Here is a 19,822-nt window from a genome sequence, read left to right on the forward strand (position 1 = left end):
CAAATTCACAATAAAAGGCTTGAGTCAGGATAACATAAGTATTTTGAATTACTGTTGCCCGGTTAAAGCATCAGAGATTCCTCGCTTCGCCTGGAATGACAGGTATTTGCTGGTTGTTAGGCTGGAGGATGGGTTGGGTTGCGACAGATCTGCAACCCAACCCATCCTCCAGCACCGTATGAACCTAAAGGATTGTCATTCTGAGCGTAGTAAAATGAAGCGAAGAATCTTTAAGTAATATTGATTTTAGCCTGACAACAATTATTTTACGTTACGAATATAATTTGCTTTTGGTCACACTATTTATTCATTCCATCCATGACCCAAAAAATTTTATCTTTGTCGAAATTTTGAGGATATGGTATCGGTTGATAAAATAAGTGTATTATTCGGAGGATTCGCGCTGTTTGAGGACATCTCATTTCTGGTCAATACAAAAGACAGGATAGGACTGGTGGGGAAGAATGGTGCAGGGAAGACCACCTTACTCAAAATTTTGTGCGGCAAGCAGAATCCAACAACCGGTATTTTATCTGTTCCCAACGATTTTACCTTTGGGTATCTTCCTCAGCATATGGTGCATCAGGATGGTAAAAGTGTTCGTGAGGAGGCAGCTACGGCCTTCAGTCATTTGCAGGAATTGCGCGATAAGATTGACCATTATAATCACCAACTGGCTATTCGTACTGACTATGAATCGGAGGAATACCTGGATATTATTCACAAAGTAACGGATCTGTCTGAACACTATAATATTCTTGGTGGGGAAAATACGGAAGGTCATATTGAAAAAACACTGACAGGGCTGGGTTTTGTAGCTAAAGATCTGGATCGCCCTACCTCGGAGTTTTCCGGTGGCTGGCGTATGCGTATTGAACTGGCAAAACTGTTACTTCAAAAGCCGGATATGCTGTTGCTGGATGAGCCGACCAACCATCTTGACATTGAGTCCATCCAGTGGCTGGAGGACTTTTTAAAGACGTATCCCGGATCGGTTGTTTTGGTGTCACACGATAAGGCATTTCTTGACAATGTCACCAACCGGACCATAGAAATTACGCTGGGGCGTATTTACGATTATAAGGTGCCGTACAGTAAATTTCTGGAACTCCGGGAGGAACGGAGGGAGACTCAGAAACGTGCTTACGAAAATCAGCAGAAGCAGATTAAGGATACCGAGGCATTTATTGAACGGTTCAGGTATAAGGCTACGAAGGCGGTTCAGGTTCAGTCCAGAATTAAGCAGCTGGAGAAAATGGATGTTCTGGAGATTGATGAAGAGGACAACAGTGCCCTGAATCTAAGATTTCCACCAGCACCTCGTTCAGGTACCATTGTGGTTGAAGCAGAAAATTACAAAATAGGGTACGGATCACATGTTGTACTCAACAAGGTAAACCTGATTATTGAGCGTGTAGACAAGGTGGCTTTTGTTGGTAAGAACGGAGAAGGAAAATCTACCCTTGTAAAAGCAATTATCGGTGACCTGGGCGGTATGGGTGGAGAACTTAAAACAGGCCATAATGTAAAAGTGGGCTATTTTGCTCAGAATCAGGCCGACCTGCTGGATGGAAATTTGTCGGTTTTTGAAACAATTGATCATGTGGCAGTTGGAGATGTGCGGACAAAGATCCGCGATATTCTGGCGGCTTTTATGTTTAGAGGTGAGGATATCGATAAAAAAGTGAAGGTTCTTTCCGGAGGTGAACGTTCCAGGCTTGCCATGATTAAACTTTTGCTTGAACCGGTTAACCTGCTGGTGCTGGATGAGCCTACAAATCACCTTGATATCCGCTCCAAGGAGGTCTTGAAGCAGGCCATCAATGAATTTGATGGTACAGCCATTGTGGTTTCTCACGACAGGGATTTTCTGGATGGGTTAAGTAGCAAACTGTACGAATTCGGTGGCGGAAAAGTAAAAGAACACCTGGGTACGGTTTATGAATTTCTGCACCGCAAGAAGATGGAGACGCTGCAGGAATTGGAACGAAAGAACAAAATAACAGCAAAAGCATCACAGCCGGAGCAGAAAGCAGAGAAGGTAAATGACTATGAAGAGCGCAAAGCATTGAATAAGCAGATAAGCTATGCAGAAAGAAAGGTTAAGGAATATGAGAATCTGATCACTCAGCTTGAAGGAGAAATTGAACATATGAAAACGCTGCTTGCAAATCCGGATAATATCAATGATGCCTCGCTTTACTCGTTTTTTCAGAAGAAGGAAAAAGAGCTTGAGAAAGTGATGAGAGAATGGGAGGAAGCATCTTTGCAACTGGATGATCTCAACGGCAAACTGTAACACAATATATACTTCGTTAACAAACGTTAGGCTTCAATAATTGATTTATTAGACACCTTAGTCTAATTTTGAAACAATAAAACCCGCTATTCACGTTAATAAAAGACAATGGCAAACCCGGATTACATATTTGGCATTCGTGCCGTAATCGAAGCGATTGACGCCGGAAGAGAAATACACCGGGTCATGATTAAGCGCGATTTGAAAGGAGAGCTTGCATCGGAACTTTTCAGTGCCCTCAGAGGAAGTACTGTTCCGGTTCAGAAAGTACCCGTAGAACGACTGAACAGGATTACCCGGAAAAATCATCAGGGTGTTGTTGCATGGATTTCGGAGGTGACCTATCACAACATTGAAACCATTATTCCTGGTTTATACGAGGCCGGGAAGGTGCCTTTTATTCTGGTTCTCGATGGAGTTACAGATATTAGGAATTTTGGTGCTATTGCCCGTACAGCGGAATGTGCTGGTGTGGATGCTATTTTGGTTCCATCCAAAGGTTCAGCGGTCATCAATGCCGATGCCATTAAAACATCTGCCGGAGCCTTACATAAGATACCGGTTTGCAGAACCGGAAACCTGACAAAATCCTTGCAGTTTTTAAAAGGATCCGGGTTAATGCTACTTGGTGCCTCAGAAAAAGGAGATACAGTTTTTAATACCGGGGATATGACAGTTCCCCTTGCAATTGTTATGGGTTCGGAAGATACAGGACTTTCTGCAGATGTATTGAAAATATGTGATCATTTGGTTTCTATTCCGATGGTTGGTACCGTTGGTTCACTAAATGTATCTGTTGCAGCGGGAATTTTGATTTTTGAAGTACTAAAACAACGATTAGCATAATAAATTAATTGATTCACAATAGAATTAGTTATCCAGCTGGTATTCTCTTTTTGCTCCCAAAATGATGTGAATATTGCGTATGAAAGTAAAATACAGACTAATACTAATGCTTGTGCCGGTCATTCTTCTGGTAGCTGCAATGACACTGATTGTGCTTAAAGGAAGCAGGGACGTAAAGGAGGAATTAAATATATTAATGGAACGCGATGTCAGCCTTGTAAAAATGACATCCGTGCTGCTGTCTGATGTGGATAATATTGTGCCCCAGGTGGATAAACTGACCCAAAGCATCATCTACAATAATGACTGGGTAGAGGATCGTATAAATCTCAAAACTCAAAAGGATACCATTCTTTTAGCATTGGACAAGCTGTCTGATAAGTTTGCGAATTACATGCCCTCTTATAAATTTGACTATACCGATCAGGTATTTTATGATAAGCTTGCATTGGAAATTGAGATGAGAAAGGGCAACTTTATCAGCAAATACGAGGATTTTAATGAGAAAATTAGCGACCCAGAAATATCTGAAAAACAAAGAATTAAAGCTGGAATAGACTTCAGGGCAACGGCGATTGAATTCAGTGAATTTTTAAGACTCATTAACTCCAGGTACCACAAACAGTTTGATGAATTTGTAAGGCATGTCATTGCGCATACCAATAGAAATTATGCATTGTGGATGGGGTGGATGGTTGTAATATTTGCGCTGGGCATATTCCTGGCTATCCATACCTATCGTACAATCAGTAGTCCTCTGGAAAGATTAAAAGAAGGAGTAGTTGAAATAAAGAAAGGTAACCTGGGATACCGGATACATGAAAATCCAAATTCTGAATTCAGTAAGTTATTTGAGGAGTTTAATAATATGGCTTCACGCATATCTCTGGCACGCGGAGAAATAAGGGAAAAAAACGATGAGTTGTTAAGAGCCAATAAAAAACTCAATGCCGAAAAGCTGAATGCTGAATCTGCAGATCGTCTGAAATCTGCTTTTCTGGCTAATATGAGCCACGAAATACGTACTCCCATGAATGGAATTGTTGGTTTTACGGAACTGCTTAACGAGGAAGGTTTAAGTGATAATGAAAGAAGAGAATACAGGTCCGTAATAAAAGTATGCAGCAACCAGCTATTAAGGATCATCGATGATATTCTGGATATTTCAAAACTTGAAGCTGGTCAGTTAAAGCTCATTCCTGAAGAAGTAAATATCTGTACACTTTTCAAACAGGTAGAAGCGATTTATTCCAGTTCAGATAAAATTGCTGAAAATGTCAACCTGTTATTTGAAGTCAGGTGGGACTGTGTGAATAATTTGTCTCTTGATCCAAAACGTTTGAGTCAGATAATCATAAACCTGGTGGATAACGCATTAAAATTTACTGAAAAAGGATTCGTAAAAGTTAGCGCAGATAAGCTGAGCGATAAATTAAATATCAAAGTCACTGATACAGGAATCGGGATCCCGGCGGAAAAGCAAAGAGATATATATGACAGATTTACACAGGCGCATGATGATCATTACTTTAGCGGTAAGCATAATGGTACCGGTCTTGGTTTATCTATTGTTAAAGCGCTTGTTGACCTGATGGACGGTGAAATAAACCTTACCTCAAAAGAAGGCGAGGGGACAGAGTTTAGTATCCTGTTGCCACTTAATATTACTGGTAACGCATCATCTTACTCAGATACTTCCCAATAATATCAAATTCAAGATTGACCACTGTTCCGGGTTTAATCTGATGAAAATTGGTATACTCATACGTATAAGGTATGATGGCTACAGAAAACTGATTATCCTTTGAATTTACAACAGTCAGACTTACGCCGTTAACGCTCACTGAGCCTTTTTCAACGGTGATGTAACCCTGTTTGCCTTTCTCCTTGTCAAATTCATATTCGAAAGTGAAAAACCAGCTGCCATCCATCTCTTCCACACTCACACAGGTTGCAGTCTGATCCACATGACCCTGTACAATATGACCATCCAAACGGCCATTCATCATCATGCTGCGTTCCAGATTTACTTTATCACCAACTTTTAAATGTCCGAGATTGGATTTATTCAGCGTCTCCTGAATGGCAGTTACGGTATATGTTTCATTTGTCAGATCCACTACAGTCAGGCATACTCCATTATGAGAAACGGACTGGTCTATTTTCAACTCGTTTACATAGGAACACTTCATGGTAATATGAAGGTTTCCTCCATCTTTTTTCAGCGATACTACTTCTGCTGCTTCTTCAACTATTCCTGAAAACATGTAAAAAAATTTTGGTGTAAAATTAGTAAAATGCGTTTGATTAATGAATGATTTGATCAAAACTAATAATTAATTTAAAAAAAATATACATATTACGCCTTGAGGATGGATCGTCTCTTTCAAGCGGAAATGCCTGTCAGTTTGCCGGTGTAAATTCTACCTTGTTTAGAGTGATCCTAAATTTACCCGACTTAATCTGTAGCTTAAAATCTTTTATTATTTTAAGCGGCTGAATAAAATTGAAAAGAATGAAAAAACTGATTTCCGGAACACTTTTACTGGTGCTGTGCACAGTTGGTTTTGCTAAAAATAATCTCATTTACGACTGGCGTGGAATGGACCGAAGCGGGGTTTATGACGAAACAGGTTTACTAAAAGCATGGCCGGAAGAAGGCCCCGTGTTGGTATGGTCTATCGACAGTGGTTTGGGAACCGGATATTCTTCTCCTGTTATAACTGATAAAAATATATTTATAGCAGGTATGCAGGATTCCACGGGGCATATGTACTGTTACACGCTTGACGGGCAACTGGTATGGGATGTGGCTTACGGAAAAGAGTGGAACAAAAACAGCTTTCCGGGCGCCAGAAGCACGCCGGTGGTAAAAGACGATAAATTATACATGTTGTCCGGTCAGGGCAAGGCATTCTGTATGGATACCCAAAAAGGAGAGATCCTCTGGAGCCTGAATATTGGTGAACGGTTTAATGCAGAACCTCCCAATTTCGGTTTTTGCGAATCGCCGTTGCTGGTTGATGATGTCGTTATTTTTACACCAGGCGGGAAAACCACAGCATTGGTGGCCCTGAAACAGAAGAATGGTTCTGTGGTATGGGAAGCACCGGGTAGAAATGATGTCAGTGCATATTGCAATGCCGTATATTTTGAGCATAACAAACGGAAGGTGGTAGCAACCATGACCCTGCATTACCTGATTGGTGTGGACTATGAAACCGGTGATTCCCTGTGGACGGCTTATTCTTATAAGAACTGGACTGACAACTGTATTTCACCATATTATAAAAACGGAGCTTTGTTTATTTCATCGCCTTACGGTGAAGGTGCCCGGATGTTTAATCTGAATGACGATGCTTCGGAAATTTCACTCAAATGGTACAATCAGGCTTTTGATAACCAGATTGGCGGCACTGTTGAACTGGATGGCAATGTATATGGCATCTCCAATAAAAAACACACGTGGATGTCTGTAAATCTGGAGACCGGAACGACCAACTGGCAGGAGCGGGGTCTGAAAACCGGCAGCATCATTGCTGCCGACGATATGTTGTATTGCTATGGCGATGATGGTGTACTGGCACTGGTTGAACCTTCTGCAGAAGCATTTAACACTATCAGTAAGTTTAAAGTGTTCGATGGACAGCAGCAGTTTACACACCCCGTTATTGCCGACGGCAAACTGTATGTTAGGTACCAGGATCAGATGAAAGTATTTAATCTGAAAAAGTAAATAAAAAATAGCAGCTTAATAACATTCTCGTAAATACTGCAAGGTATACAGATCCCTGATTTGCAATGTGGTACGGATGGAAATCCGTACCAACCAATGAGACACTAAAATGGAGTAGACTGGTGCCTGCGACTAACGTAAGTTGATATCCTTATTTAACACGCTTCAGGTAAATCTCCAATTCATTATTATCCACAAGCTTGTGAAATTTAAGGGAGTCCAGTGCTGGCCAGATTGTATCTTTCTCAAGACATTCCGGGCATGAATTAAGTAAGTAGCCAGTTTCATCCAGGTAGTATTCCTCATAAGGATCTTTTTCTATTATGGCCGCTTCAAGCATTTCTGCTGTGAAATTATCCGGATTGTTTATGTAATCTGAAATGGATATGCTTGTATACGCTGTATTTATGCCGTAATTTGGTTGTTCAAGGTAGTACCCTTTATAAAAGTCGAAAGCCGGGTATTCCATCTGGACATCTTTCGGCCCAGGATAAGCCACCATGTTTTCTTTGTTTTTATCAAGTAATACATATACATTGTTTACAAGGTATTCCTTGCCATCTTTGAATTTAAAGATCTGTTTGGCAGGTGTACTGCAACATTCATTGTTATCGGAACAGGCACTTAATCCTAACAGGATGATTACCAGTAAAAGGGATAATCCGGAATTTTTCATTTTTTCAGGTTTTATGTAACAAAAATATGAAAATAGTACACTTTTACCTAAAATATAGTGATGTTATTCAGACGGTTTAGTTGTTGTAAATCATACAATGCAGTAGTCAGGAGCGTGTGACCAACCAGTGGCATTAAATTTTTTTTATTTGCCTGAAGGGCAAAAAATACTTAGCCCGGGGCACCACCGGGGTAATATATGGTAATGTAAAACAAGGCCGGAGAAAACATCTCCACGTGAGAGAAAAACTTATCAAGGCCGCACGTCTGAAACGTTAGGTGAAATCGTATAATATCATACGTCGGAGCCTGTTATCATCGTGTTTTTCGATATAGTTTTATAAGTCACTCCTTTTCTATCTGTAATAAAAACCATCAAGGTATTTCATTTCTTAACCCAGATCAATGACATTGAAATGCGCCGTGGATAATTTTGTTTTCATAATAATACATTAAAAGATAAAGTTATGAAAGCTATAGAATGTTTAAAGTACGGTGCACCTGAAAACCTGGTTTTGAATGAGGTGGAAAAGCCATCGCCAAAAGATAACGAAGTACTCATTAAGATACATGCAACTTCGGTCACCACCAGCGATGTTCTTATTCGTGGATTAAAAGCATCACCTGTTGCCAGGTTTATGGTTCAATTGATATTCGGCTTTGGAAAACCCAAAAATTCCATTTTAGGAATGGTATCATCCGGCGTTGTAGAACGAAAAGGGAAAGATGTCACGTTATTCGATATCGGAGATGAGGTTTTTGCCTATGGTTCTGTTTCACCAACAAAACGCCATTTTGGTTCTTATGCTGAATACATATGCCTGCCTGAGGACTGGAATCTTGCGTTAAAGCCAACAAACCTTAGTTTCGAAGAAGCGGCAGCCATACCTTATGGTGGTTTACTTGCCACACATTTGTTAAAAAGGACATCTTTAAAAAGCGGAGACAGAGTTCTGATTTATGGAGCATCAGGAAGTATAGGCACTATGGTAGTACAACTGGCAAAAAATGCAGGAGCTAAAGTAACAAGCGTGTGTAGCAGTAAAAACTTTGGAATGGTTCATTCGCTGGGCAGTGATAAACTTATAGACTATACTTCGAGCAACGCAGAAGCTCAGTTGGAAACCTATGATTATGTCATAGATGCAGTGGGGAATTCGAAGTCGTCAGTGCTTAAAGAAAAGAGCAAAAAAGCACTTACACCAAACGGTAAATATATATCCATCGATCAGGGAACTCCTTTAACTCCAAAAGACGCTTTTATCAATCTGAAAACATTGGCTGAACAGGAGAAGATCAAGCCTGTAATTGATCGGGTTTACCCTTTGGAGAAAATGGCCGAAGCGCACCAATATGTAGAAATGGGACATAAAAGAGGAAATGTGGTCATTACGGTTTGATGGATTTCACTAAATGAACTTGTCAATGCTGACTCAAAAAATAACAGTAATTAAATAATAAACTGATGTTAAATAGGTCTTCAGTCAGCCATACCCGGTGGATTATTCGAGATAACGCTAAGTATTTGGCTGATAAATGAACAAAAGGATTTAAATAATCAGGACTAAGACAGGCTAATCATTATCAAGGGCAATCCGCTTTCTGATACGGCTTAAAGATTCCGGTTTTACCCCAATATAACTTGCAAGATGATATTGGGGAATTCGTTGGAATAATTCAGGCCTTGTTCTTAACAGTTTCAGATAACGTTGCTCAGGCGAGTCTGTATAATAAGAAGCCAAAGCTTCTCTTTGCTCAGCAAAGGCAGCCTCCATAATGGTTCGTGATATCGTTTCAAATCGGGGAAAGCGCTTGAATAATGCCTGACCTTGCTGTTCGTCTCCCTCAACAACCAAAGTATCTTCTACACAAATCCAATTATGCGTTGCAGCATTTTGCGGGGTAAAACTATTTAATGAAATGGCCCATTGTTCTTCTGTGAAGAAATTAGTCGTTTTCTCTTCACCTTCTGTCAGGATGTACTCTCTTACACAACCTTCCAGAATAAAATAGGTTTTGCTTGAAAATTGTCCTTCTTTTATCAGGAATTCCCCCTTACTGAATCTCTTCGTTTGCATGCTTTCAGCGATGGCTTCCGCCTCTTCTTTTGAAAGTGGTGATATTCTTGAAAAATAGGCTACAAATTTATTTTCCATGTCATATACTTTTCTTCAGTTTTAATTTTCTCATTTAAATCATTAATGACAGTGCAATCAAAATTCCAATAACTACTAAAAGAATTTCACCTAAGGCATAGCGAGTATAGCTGCCTGCTTTATTACCTTCAGCCATTATTCTATGGATTTTTTAAAGAAGCGGAACATACATGAACCCTTAAAAGATTAATGGGTATGATCCTCAAGATAGTGTTCTTTCAGGATGTCTTCCCCGAAGTCATTTCCTTTTTCCCGCCAGATGGAATGTATATGGTTTCCGTTTTGTTGAAACCCCATATTATCAAATTCAATGATAAAGCCCGGGCTGTTAATCACATAATAATGAGCCTTTTGGGAAACGTAGCTTCCGATCCATGCAAAATAGATGCTGTCCAAACCTGTCTTGTAAAATTTATCCAGATATTCGCGTGCCTTGTCATGCTCCAGATTATTCATATATTCTGTAACGATGTACTTCAAATATTCCTGTTGATCCGACGTCAAATCACTCGCTTTAATCCCTTCGTAAGTTGTTAAGCGCTGTGAGCTGTTAGGACTGGTGATAATATCTGCCGGAACATCCCTGCTCAGGGTCGCAATGGCCTGCTGATCTTCCGAAAGGGCATTGATCAGCTGAAACCCATAGTCTTCCTCTTTACTTAAGACACGTAGCCCGGCGTACTTCGTTGTATGAACTTCGGCGGGATCAGTACCCAGGAAAAATGGTGTAAGCGAAAAATTATCACCAAGGGCAGACACGTTGATGGAAATATGATGGCCCGTAAACTGAAATCCCCAGGGATTTGTGCCTCCCGGTTTGCCCCAGATTGCGATGTAATAATTGCCATACTTCCAATTCAAATCCCGTATATACTTTATTGCTTCATCGTTGATCTCCTTCTTTTTGTAGGCCGTTTCATACACTTCATTTAAAATATCATCCAGCATCATGATGCCCGTGGTTTTTAAATAGCCCTGTGAACTTAACAGGGTTGTAAGCACATGATGAAATTGAATCTTGCTTTGTTCTGACAAATCACCGTATCTGATTCCCGGCCGTTTTGCCAGGCCAACAGGAAGGTTTGTCCATTTTGTCCTGGATGTGTCGCTAAACTGATAACTGACGGTTTGTAACTGATCAGCATTCAGGGTATGCATGAAAGCCACCAGTTGTTGCCCGATTTTTTGGCTGGTTTGACCACTGATTCCGCTAATCGCAATTAGAAAAATCAGGATTAAAATTCCTGTTCTTTTCATTAGACAGACTTATTTGAATATTCGTAATATTAGTTTTAATTCATCGATTAAATTTTGTGTTTTTTCTTTTTGGTTTAATAGAAACGCGTAATGAATATTTGCCGTAATGTATCTGTAATTTATTAAGTTTATCATGATCAGTTGATTTGCCGGATCTTCCAGTTGGGAAGCGGTAATCGCTTTTAAATTTTTTTCGTTTAACCGGATGTAGTTTTCCAACGAATCTTTTACATGTTGGCTCAGTAAATTCGACGTTAATATGTCATCATAAACAGAAGACGTTTGAAGTTCACTCAACCTCATCATACCGGGTACAAAAACGGCATCCGTAAATAAATTATTATTTTTATTGATTATCAGCTCTAAACGTTCTAATTCCTGATAGTAGTTTATGAGTTCACCTTTAAATTTATTATCGCTTATAATGTCTACATTTCCTGAGGAGAGCAGTTCAGTGTAAGTAGGATTGATTTTTACAAAAGTTCTTCGGTCGCATAAGCCTCCAATGGCTGATGTAAAAGAACTATCAACATTGAATTTATGATATTCTTTATAATACGTTAAAATTGATTTTGCCATTTGTGAAAAAACTAATTCAGTCTTCAGCTGATCATCAATTGATTTACGTTGTTCTATTAAATCGCGTTCAATATTTTTAAGGTAAACAGATTCCTTATTTTTTTCTATTCTGATGGAGTTCCAGTTATTAACCTGAAGGGCGATGAGGATTCCAATTACCACCAACAGAATTTCGCCAATGGCATAACGCAGGTAGGCAGCAACTTTGTTTTGGGCGGCCAGTTTTTGTCGGATGTTTCTGAAAAACGTAGTCATTGTAAATTAAAAATTGTGTTAATGAAGTTCATTGTCAATAAGTTGAATCAAATATTGAGTTGTTTCCTGTTGTTCATGGCAAAGCCTGTAAATATTTTCTGATACCTTTTTTCTTACCTGTAGCTGATTTTTTAATTGTAACCGTTTTTCGGGTGTGAGTTTCTGATTATTATCAATTTTTCCATCTTCAGTTAATTTGATATTTAAAGAATTATTGGAAAAAAATGTGCCAAACTGTCTGTCGATAATGAATAGGTTATTATTATTTATTACTTGTGTAATGTAATCCAGTTGTTGATAATAACGCACTATTGCGTCCTGCAGTTCGGAATTTCTTAAAAGCTTTTTGTCTCCGTTTTTATTCATACCGATATAACTTGTTTTATTTGCAATAAAAGTCCGTCGTTCGGATAAATTTTCCAGGAGGGAATTGAGTTTTTCCAATGGTAATGAAGATGACAAATACAGGGAAGCAGTGTCGGTTTTAGCAATCATAAGTTTTTCAAAATGAAGTTGTTCGTTTATTATTTCCTGCTGTAAAACCAAATCCGACCTTATGTTTTCCAACGTGTTTCTTTCGAGCTCAATATTTTTTATGTCTTCTTTCCAGTTATTAACCTGAAGGGCAATGAGGATTCCAATTACCACCAACAGAATTTCGCCAATGGCATAGCGTAAATAAGCTGTGATTTTTTGTTCGGCTGCCAGTTTTTTACGGATATTTCTAAAGATTGTGATCATGTATAGTACATATCCAAATAATGACGTACAGGGAAAAATTTCCCGGTTCATTCAATAGTAAGTTTTCATTGTGAGGTTGTTACCGGATTTTGCAAACTCTATGTCAACGTGTTAAAATAGTAATTACGCATTACCGTTTATATATAAACATCCGGGATAGAGGGGACTTTCTGAATAATGTTACTAAGTTACATAAAAAATGACAACTTTAATCACCATGTGTAAAATGTTGAGGTTTTGCGAATTATTGCAGGTTCAATTGCCAGGACACACCAAACTGATCAATTACCCATCCAAATTTCTGACTGAAACCATAATTATCCGGCGGCATTGTTACGGTTCCATTCTCTGAGAGTTTTACAAAAAACCTGTCAATCTCTGCCTCATCTTCACACTCCACATAATTTGAAACCGCCGGCGTAAAGGTCCAGTCATGGACAGGCGGACTATCGCTACACATAAATGTTTTTCCGTTTAAATCAAAGGTGGCTTTCATAATAGCGCCTTCTTTTATAGGGCCATCCTTTCCCCAGCGTTGAATATCAATAATTTTGGAATTGTCGAATAAGGCCACGTAAAAGTTCATGGCCTGTTCTGCATTGTTTTCCTGAAAGGTCAGAAAAGTTATTATCTGTTGTTTCATCCGATTTGTAAATTTTTGGTGATTACGAATCAATTTTGATATTCTGTGTTTACATGTTGTATTATACCAGCGGGACCTGTTTTATTAATTATTTGAAACCCGTTTAATTCCCTGAGTTATTCCTGATTTAATCATGTTTCCATACCCATCATCCGGTAAAAAACCGGCATAGGAGAGGGCTAAATCATAATTTTTCATGGCACTGTCAACGTCGTTCAGATCTTCATAACATTTGCCAATATTTAAGTACAAGGAAGGAAAGGCGTCTTTTACCGTTTCATCATTTATTTTGAGTGCCAGTTGTAAAGCAGTCTCGTCCCATTTAAGTTTATCTTCAATCGTTTCCTGGCGTCGTGCTATATAATGTGCAGAAATAAATTTTTCAAAATCATTCGATGCTTCATTCCAGGCTTGTCTGAAAAGTTTAAGTGCTTCATCTTTTTCTCCCCTTCCTTCCCTGTCCATGCCTTCAGCACAGAGCTTTACAATTTTGTTATTCTGGTCAAACTGCATGTATTTTATTTTTATTATGAACCGATAATATAGTGACCGAAAGAGCTGTGCAAGACGACAGACCGAAAAAGAACTGATAGATTTCAGCCGGCTTAATACCAAAAGGAATAATGATGACCTGACCATTCATAACCTGCAAATTGTTTCGTTTAGAGGAATAAGGAATGGAATAATGGTTTAAGCCATCGAATGGATGCCTATCATATTGCCTTCGGTATCAATAGCAAGCACCATAGCACCATAATCCCCGAGCGACATCTTGGATTTAAAAACAGTACCACCGGCATTGGCAACCCGTGCTTCTTCTATGCTGCAGTCTTCACTCATAAAGTAGACAATGGTACTGTTTCCGCCTGCTTCAAATCCCTCCATTTTTATTAGGGCACCTGATGCCCTGTTTTTAGATTCCATGTCGGCCGGAAAAAACAACATCTTCATGTTCTCTCCTGTATCAGGCATGGGCATTTCACTCAGTTCAAATTTAAAAACTGTTTCATAAAATTTTTTGGCTCTGTTTAAATCATTGACGTAAATTTCGAACCAAACCACCGGATTTTCATTTTTCATCTCTGTTTATTTTAAATATTAGTTATTCCTATAATTAGTTCAAAAGCACTAAAAGCTTCCTGGCATAGTAGAGGCACTTATATAATGATGAGCTGCATAAAATGGTGCAGTTTTCCTCAACACATGTAAAGCGTATTCTTAGTGGGAATGATTGAAGATTTATTATATATGGGAGAGCTGTTTTGCGAGAGTGAGTGGCTCTTAAATGCGTTTTAAAATTAGGTAAAAACCGGCAGATAAAAAACATTCCTATGGTTTTATATATGACAGAATGTGTGCTCAATATGCCTTTTAAAGAAGAAATCGTTCATGATAAAGTCCTGAACCTGTGACCAATTTACAAGATAAATAGATACCCCCACTGTTTCTCCCCCTTAAAAGGGGGAGATGGCAACCAGGCATGGTTGTCAAAAGGGGTATAAATCGTATCTGGACTGAAGTTCTGAGTATTTTCTTGGATGAAAGCTGTTGCATATTGATGCTGTACCAACCTGTCCCTGCATAATTCTAATAACAAGGATTACTCTTTTTTTCCTTTAAAGAGGGCATAAATAGCCATGGCGTGTCCGTGTCCGAGTTTAAAATCATCTTTCAGCCACTGCACAATTTGTCCGGCTTTTACATCCGATTTCAGTTTGCCATTCTCCAGAAATCCTTTCTGAGTGGCTAAATCTTTAAAGTCTTCAGGTGATTTCCCTGTCTTTTTCTGAATATTGTCTAAGTACGCTTGAAATGACATGGTTAAATTCGTTTATTTCGTGTTTAATATCCATTCGTTTACAATGCTTGACAGCTCTTTTTTTCCATGATCAATGTCAGAGCTGTTTTTGAATGTTACAACTGCTCTGTCGTTCTCTTTCCATACTAAAAGTTTTGACTGTGACTGAATAATTCTATCTTTTGGTTGCTCTTGTTTTTTAGCACCTATGTGAAAGATCAATTGTATCTGTTTGGGTGGTTGAATTCTCATGGTTATCCTGTCCTGCTGATCAAACGTGTAATTAGGACCGTTCCATTTTATGTTTTCTGTTAAGCCACCTGTTGAACCTAAAATTATTTCCCGGAGAAGTTCAATCTCATGTCGCATTGGATGGTTTAATGCATCTAAAAACTCAGTCACTTGAATATTTAATTGACACAAATTGAAACCTTGATGTATTAGCACTTGTATATATTCTTTAATCTCTGTTGATCCGGTTCTGTTAAGTGTCAGGGGCGTTTTACGGTATAATTCAGTTCCGTCACTCCGTTGGTAAATTGCCTGGTACTCACCAGATTCAGTTTTATTTTTGCCTTAATATCTGCAAACAAGGGAATGCCATGACCCAGGATCATAGGATTGACAAACAACCAGAAACCGTCAATTAAATCCAGTTGCATCAGCGCATGCGTCGCTGACGGGCTTCCGAAGAGCAGGATCTCGCTACCATCTCCCGAATCGGGACCGGACTGTTTCAGGGCTGTAATCTGCTCCCCAAGGTTGTCGCTGATCACCGTTGTGTCAGGTGAGCCTGAACCGGACAGTGTTTTGGACAGCACCACTTTGTGTACGGTTTTATACCAGGCCGAATGTTCAATGTCGTGCCGGCTGGCATTGGGTTGAGCGGCTGCGGTGGGCCAGTAATCTTCCATCATCCGGTAGGTGACCCGTCCGTACAGGGCCGTATCGGTTTTGCTTATGCGCTTACCGACAAAATCAAATAGTTCTTCATCCACCGTAATCCAGTCCATCTCACCCTTAGGTCCGGCAACAAAGCCGTCCAGCGAGATGTGCATAAATGAAATCAGTTTTCTCATTGCCTCTGTGTTTATTATTGTTTCAGCGTTTCAGTGTTTCACTATTATCTTATTTAAAGAAAATTCTCAGAGAAAATGTTTGCAATACAGCTTCCAGCAGCCAGGCCGCAGATCAGAAGTTTTAAATGCAAAGGAGATAAGTGGAGACAATAATATAAAGGGTAAACTATTGCAATACTAACGCTGTAAACGTGTGTATTGTTTAATGCAGACGAGGGATTTGATGATGAATTTTTAAAGGAAGTAGAAGGGAGGTTAAAGAGAGTCTGATAAATTGAAACTATTTCAATTTATCGGGCACTGTTTTTTACAACTATACCGTGTGTTGGTTTTAGTATTTTTATGTTAACCATTTATCAAAGTTGTCTTTATTTATTACTTCAAATGACGAATCGGGGTAAGCATTTTTCCATTGTTTTGGAATCTTAATTTTTGATTCTTTCCATTTAAATTCATAACCAAAAAGAGAACCATCTCTTTCTTCAACCCAATCAATCTCCTGTTGCTCATAAGTTCTCCAGAAATAATTATTAGATGAAAGTCTATTGTTTTCTTGGTATTTAAGTCGCTCACTAATCATATAGTTTTCCCAAAGTGCTCCAACATCATTCCGCGATTCAATGGGGTTAAAATTTGCAATCACGGCATTTCTTATTCCATTGTCAAGAAAGTACCATCTGGAATTCTTTGTGATTTCCTTTCTTAGGTTTCGACTAAATCCTTCTACTTTATGAAGAATGAAAACTTTGCTTAATAAATCAAGATACTTTTCTACAGTGTTCTTGCTGATTCCGAGTTGTTTGCCCAACTCTTGTAATGACACTTCGCCTCCAATTTGAAATGCTATTAACCGTAAAAGGTTAAATATTTTTTGTGAGTTCTTTATGTTTTCATAAACCAGGATGTCTTTTAGGAGATATGAACTTACCATTTCATTTAGGTAGTCTATTTTGTCTTCCCGGTCAGGTATTTGTAGTAATTCAGGATAATTACCCAAAATTAGCCTTTCTCTTACCTTATCAATTTTTTCAAAGTTATTTTCAATTTGATTGTATTCATTCTCAGAAAGTGCATAAAGGTTGAATGAATACTTTCTTCCAGTCAATGGTTCGCCTGCATCCTTATGAATGTCGAAAGACGAAGAGCCAGAGATGATTATTTTTAAGTCTTCAATTTCGTCAATCATTAGTTTCAGTTTTGAGCCAATCTCAGGAATTTTCTGAGCTTCGTCAATGTAAAGAAATTTGTATGAACCTAGCAGTTGCTTATAATTTTCAACACTTCTGATTGCAAGTTTATCATGGACGTAAATATCCTCACCATTTAAGGATAGCACAGGTTCGTCAATTTTTTCAAGTAATTCTTTGACAAGAACAGTTTTTCCAACTCTTCGTGCGCCAAAAACTATTACAACTTTGTTGGATTGTAACTTCTTAATTATATTCTCAGATAAGTCTCTGACTAAATAATTCATAATACCGTCAATTTATTGACGCAATTTATGTTATTTTCGTCAATTTATCAAGTATATAATCGGTTCTTTAATGTTAAAGCTAACGTTCCCATGGTATGTTGTTGAGCTGTTGACAATTATAGGAAGTGCAGATAGTCAAGCCGAAAACGACGGCATACGGAATATGGATTTGCAGGATAAAACAAAACCGTATACACCCATGACAGGATCTTAGCTCCTGCCTTCTTGTCTGTTCGAAATGTTTAATATTACATCAGTTCTCATCTGGAATTCTATGCGTTATCCATAACATTTTTTGCTATTTAGTTTAGGAATGAAATTTCTCACCATTCTTTAGCATCTCAAGAATTGCCTTCATTCTTTTATGTCTGGTTTCAGGTTTTTTAGCGGTTTGCAGTCGCCATACAATTGAGAAAATATTGGTTTTGTTGAGTGTTTTGAAAAACGCTTCTGCCTTTTTATCCTTAGCCAGTTCATTTAAAAAGTCCTCAGGTACAACCATGGTGCCGGAGGATTCATACGCCTGCTCCCATCTTCCATCTGCTTTTGCTGCTTCTACTTCTTTAATGCCTGCTGCCTGCATCATTCCTGATTTGTAAAGTCGTTCAACATGCTCGCGATTTCTTTTAGACCAGATGCTTTTGCGTCTTCTTGGTGTGAACCTTTGAAGCCATGATCCTGCATCATACGTTTTTTTTTGTCCATCAATCCAACCATAGCATAATGCTACATCAAGTGCTTCCGCATAGGTTATTGTCGGTACTCCGGATTTTATTTTGTAAATCCGCATCCAAATGCCTGTTGATATTTTATGATGTTTTGCCAACCATGACGTAAACTCTTCCGTAGAAGTAAAGGTCAGAACAGGCAGATCCGGTTTTTCTGCTTTGTTTTCGCCCTGAGTTTCATTTTTCATTTTAAAGCTGTTTCAAGTTTACACTATTCTTTGTTGAAAGTATAATGATATTCGTTAACGGATGGGGATATGAAACGTTTGGCATCTCAAAGCGATTTCCTATCAAGTTACACGAACTTTGATTTACGAGCCACGAACCTTCATAAAACCGCATGCACTATGACCGCATGTTGTGTTTAGTTTTTCTTTAACATGCATTATTCACAGGGATTTTTATACCTTTTTCATCTATATTAACGAATCCAGAGTCAATACCAGGAACAGTTATTTTCAGTATATTTAGATCCCAGTAGATTGAATCAAATTGAAAGTCTATATCTTTTTTTATTATGAACGAATCCCTTATTGCTCTCTGGTTTTTTGCTTCTTCTTTTGATACATAAAGTGTGAATTCATCAACAGCCTTTCCTTTAAAATTAAATTTTTGTTTTACAGGATTTATAAATTCAACATTTAATGATTTCGAATTTATTAGTATTGAGTAATCATCATGGAAATGACCGAATTTATCTCTACTCGTATAAATGATTTTAACTGTTGAGTCATTTATTCTTTTGGGTTTTAAGCCATTTTGATAATAATCCCAGTTATTGACTTTCAACAGTTTGACTATTTTATCTTTTTCAAGATAAAAGATAGTATTTTCAGATGCATCTTCAACTGGAAATTCATATGAATATCTTAAAACTACAGGACTTTTTAAATAGTATAAATTTTTAACATCAAAGAAGTATTTTTTATCTGTTGCATCCCTGGTAATATAATGAGAAGAAACAGCTTTTGATACAATATCTCTAATTGAACAAGAGTCATTCAGTGAGTCTTTTTTAATATTAATTAAAAAGTTTCCAAACTTTAAAGAATCAGTTTGTGTTGTAAAAACAGAATCAGCTTTTATTGTTAGAAATACAAAGTCAGCAATTCTGAATGAATCAAGCAATAGTAACTTCGCTTCTTTTTTTTCAGTATTTTTTGTGACAGAATCTTTTGTAAAGGGATCTTGTTTTACTAAGACAGTATCACTATTTGAGCTCTCAAAATTTGTTTCAATTCTTCTCACAGTCTTATTCGTACTTTTCCCTCCGCAAGAATAAAATATTAATATTATTAACCCAATTTTAATTAAGTTCATTCTCATTTTATAATATTAAACACAACGGTAAATTGTATGAGTAGTGGCAGATTTCGAAGCTCCAATTTGTCAAACCGTTACAATTTTTATTAAATGTATTAAAGATTATTTTACTCACATCCTCGGCTTACGTATATTGCGTGTTAGCGGGGCGTAGATTATTTTCTTTGTTATTAAATGTTTTTGTTTTGTTTGTTAATTAAAATAATATTTTCATAGCGCATGCTATTATAACA

Annotated in this window: 21 protein-coding genes; 6 read left to right on the forward strand and 15 right to left on the reverse strand. The window is 38.1% G+C overall.

Annotated elements, in window-relative coordinates; genetic code table 11:
• Window positions 1-358: 358 nt before the first annotated feature.
• The 3 genes from ACE1ET_RS04365 to ACE1ET_RS04375 all read left to right on the forward strand — a co-directional run bounded on the left by ACE1ET_RS04365 (window position 359) and on the right by ACE1ET_RS04375 (window position 4,850).
• Complete coding sequence (locus tag ACE1ET_RS04365; RefSeq protein WP_375727143.1) at window positions 359-2,299, forward strand: ABC-F family ATP-binding cassette domain-containing protein; 1,941 nt, start codon at window positions 359-361, stop codon at window positions 2,297-2,299.
• A 108-nt stretch (window positions 2,300-2,407) separates the two neighbouring features.
• On the forward strand, window positions 2,408-3,145 hold the full coding sequence (rlmB, locus tag ACE1ET_RS04370) for a 23S rRNA (guanosine(2251)-2'-O)-methyltransferase RlmB (RefSeq protein WP_375727144.1): 738 nt from the start codon (window positions 2,408-2,410) through the stop codon (window positions 3,143-3,145).
• A gap of 79 nt (window positions 3,146-3,224) precedes the next feature.
• The gene (locus ACE1ET_RS04375) at window positions 3,225-4,850 is read left to right on the forward strand and encodes a HAMP domain-containing sensor histidine kinase (RefSeq protein ID WP_375727145.1); all 1,626 of its coding nucleotides are present in this window, start codon (window positions 3,225-3,227) and stop codon (window positions 4,848-4,850) included.
• On the opposite strand, the gene ACE1ET_RS04380 is transcribed toward ACE1ET_RS04375, so the two are convergent.
• On the reverse strand, window positions 4,810-5,412 hold the full coding sequence (locus tag ACE1ET_RS04380) for a riboflavin synthase (RefSeq protein ID WP_375727146.1): 603 nt from the start codon (window positions 5,410-5,412) through the stop codon (window positions 4,810-4,812). The two genes, ACE1ET_RS04375 and ACE1ET_RS04380, sit on opposite strands and share 41 nt — an antisense overlap.
• A 248-nt stretch (window positions 5,413-5,660) precedes the next feature.
• On the opposite strand from ACE1ET_RS04380, the gene ACE1ET_RS04385 reads away from it, so the two are divergent.
• Window positions 5,661-6,881, forward strand: coding sequence for an outer membrane protein assembly factor BamB family protein (locus ACE1ET_RS04385; RefSeq protein WP_375727147.1), 1,221 nt, complete (start codon window positions 5,661-5,663; stop codon window positions 6,879-6,881).
• A gap of 151 nt (window positions 6,882-7,032) precedes the next feature.
• Here the strand turns inward: ACE1ET_RS04385 and ACE1ET_RS04390 are convergent, their stop codons facing one another.
• Window positions 7,033-7,557: a hypothetical protein gene (locus ACE1ET_RS04390; RefSeq protein ID WP_375727148.1), complete on the reverse strand. Its 525-nt coding sequence runs from the start codon at window positions 7,555-7,557 to the stop codon at window positions 7,033-7,035.
• A 466-nt stretch (window positions 7,558-8,023) separates the two neighbouring features.
• Between ACE1ET_RS04390 and ACE1ET_RS04395 the strand changes: the two genes are divergently transcribed.
• A complete protein-coding gene (locus ACE1ET_RS04395; protein ID WP_375727149.1) occupies window positions 8,024-8,956 on the forward strand; it encodes an NAD(P)-dependent alcohol dehydrogenase in 933 nt (310 codons plus the stop codon).
• 174 nt (window positions 8,957-9,130) lie between these two features.
• Here the strand turns inward: ACE1ET_RS04395 and ACE1ET_RS04400 are convergent, their stop codons facing one another.
• The 11 genes from ACE1ET_RS04400 to ACE1ET_RS04450 all read right to left on the reverse strand — a co-directional run bounded on the left by ACE1ET_RS04400 (window position 9,131) and on the right by ACE1ET_RS04450 (window position 17,538).
• A complete protein-coding gene (locus ACE1ET_RS04400; RefSeq protein ID WP_375727150.1) occupies window positions 9,131-9,712 on the reverse strand; it encodes a Crp/Fnr family transcriptional regulator in 582 nt (193 codons plus the stop codon).
• A gap of 186 nt (window positions 9,713-9,898) precedes the next feature.
• On the reverse strand, window positions 9,899-10,969 hold the full coding sequence (locus tag ACE1ET_RS04405) for a DUF3500 domain-containing protein (protein WP_375727151.1): 1,071 nt from the start codon (window positions 10,967-10,969) through the stop codon (window positions 9,899-9,901).
• Window positions 10,970-10,978: 9 nt separating this feature from the next.
• Window positions 10,979-11,803, reverse strand: a complete 825-nt coding sequence (locus tag ACE1ET_RS04410) for a DUF6090 family protein (RefSeq protein ID WP_375727152.1) — start codon at window positions 11,801-11,803, stop codon at window positions 10,979-10,981.
• Window positions 11,804-11,821: 18 nt separating this feature from the next.
• Window positions 11,822-12,595: a DUF6090 family protein gene (locus ACE1ET_RS04415; protein WP_375727153.1), complete on the reverse strand. Its 774-nt coding sequence runs from the start codon at window positions 12,593-12,595 to the stop codon at window positions 11,822-11,824.
• A 193-nt stretch (window positions 12,596-12,788) separates the two neighbouring features.
• Window positions 12,789-13,187 carry a VOC family protein gene (locus ACE1ET_RS04420; protein WP_375727154.1) on the reverse strand — a complete coding sequence of 133 codons (399 nt, stop codon included), beginning with the start codon at window positions 13,185-13,187 and terminating at the stop codon, window positions 12,789-12,791.
• An 84-nt stretch (window positions 13,188-13,271) separates the two neighbouring features.
• Window positions 13,272-13,700 carry a hypothetical protein gene (locus ACE1ET_RS04425; protein WP_375727155.1) on the reverse strand — a complete coding sequence of 143 codons (429 nt, stop codon included), beginning with the start codon at window positions 13,698-13,700 and terminating at the stop codon, window positions 13,272-13,274.
• A 177-nt stretch (window positions 13,701-13,877) separates the two neighbouring features.
• Window positions 13,878-14,267, reverse strand: coding sequence for a VOC family protein (locus tag ACE1ET_RS04430; protein ID WP_375727156.1), 390 nt, complete (start codon window positions 14,265-14,267; stop codon window positions 13,878-13,880).
• Between the two features lie 520 nt (window positions 14,268-14,787).
• Entirely contained in the window at window positions 14,788-15,006 is a 219-nt protein-coding gene (locus tag ACE1ET_RS04435; protein WP_375727157.1) for a DUF4287 domain-containing protein, read from the reverse strand.
• Between the two features lie 12 nt (window positions 15,007-15,018).
• Complete coding sequence (locus ACE1ET_RS04440; protein ID WP_375727158.1) at window positions 15,019-15,387, reverse strand: DUF1801 domain-containing protein; 369 nt, start codon at window positions 15,385-15,387, stop codon at window positions 15,019-15,021.
• A gap of 89 nt (window positions 15,388-15,476) precedes the next feature.
• Window positions 15,477-16,064, reverse strand: coding sequence for a dihydrofolate reductase family protein (locus ACE1ET_RS04445; RefSeq protein ID WP_375727159.1), 588 nt, complete (start codon window positions 16,062-16,064; stop codon window positions 15,477-15,479).
• A gap of 340 nt (window positions 16,065-16,404) precedes the next feature.
• On the reverse strand, window positions 16,405-17,538 hold the full coding sequence (locus tag ACE1ET_RS04450) for an ATP-binding protein (RefSeq protein ID WP_375727160.1): 1,134 nt from the start codon (window positions 17,536-17,538) through the stop codon (window positions 16,405-16,407).
• Between the two features lie 70 nt (window positions 17,539-17,608).
• On the opposite strand from ACE1ET_RS04450, the gene ACE1ET_RS04455 reads away from it, so the two are divergent.
• Window positions 17,609-17,752 (forward strand): hypothetical protein, encoded by a 144-nt coding sequence (locus ACE1ET_RS04455; RefSeq protein WP_375727161.1) that lies wholly within the window; start codon window positions 17,609-17,611, stop codon window positions 17,750-17,752.
• Between the two features lie 93 nt (window positions 17,753-17,845).
• On the opposite strand, the gene ACE1ET_RS04460 is transcribed toward ACE1ET_RS04455, so the two are convergent.
• Complete coding sequence (locus ACE1ET_RS04460; protein WP_375727162.1) at window positions 17,846-18,454, reverse strand: YdeI/OmpD-associated family protein; 609 nt, start codon at window positions 18,452-18,454, stop codon at window positions 17,846-17,848.
• 187 nt (window positions 18,455-18,641) lie between these two features.
• Complete coding sequence (locus tag ACE1ET_RS04465; RefSeq protein WP_375727163.1) at window positions 18,642-19,592, reverse strand: hypothetical protein; 951 nt, start codon at window positions 19,590-19,592, stop codon at window positions 18,642-18,644.
• Window positions 19,593-19,822: the final 230 nt, after the last annotated feature.

It is taken from the genome of Quyinboa mangrovi (assembly GCF_042219825.1).
GTDB lineage: Bacteria > Bacteroidota > Bacteroidia > Bacteroidales > UBA5342 > JBHJHP01.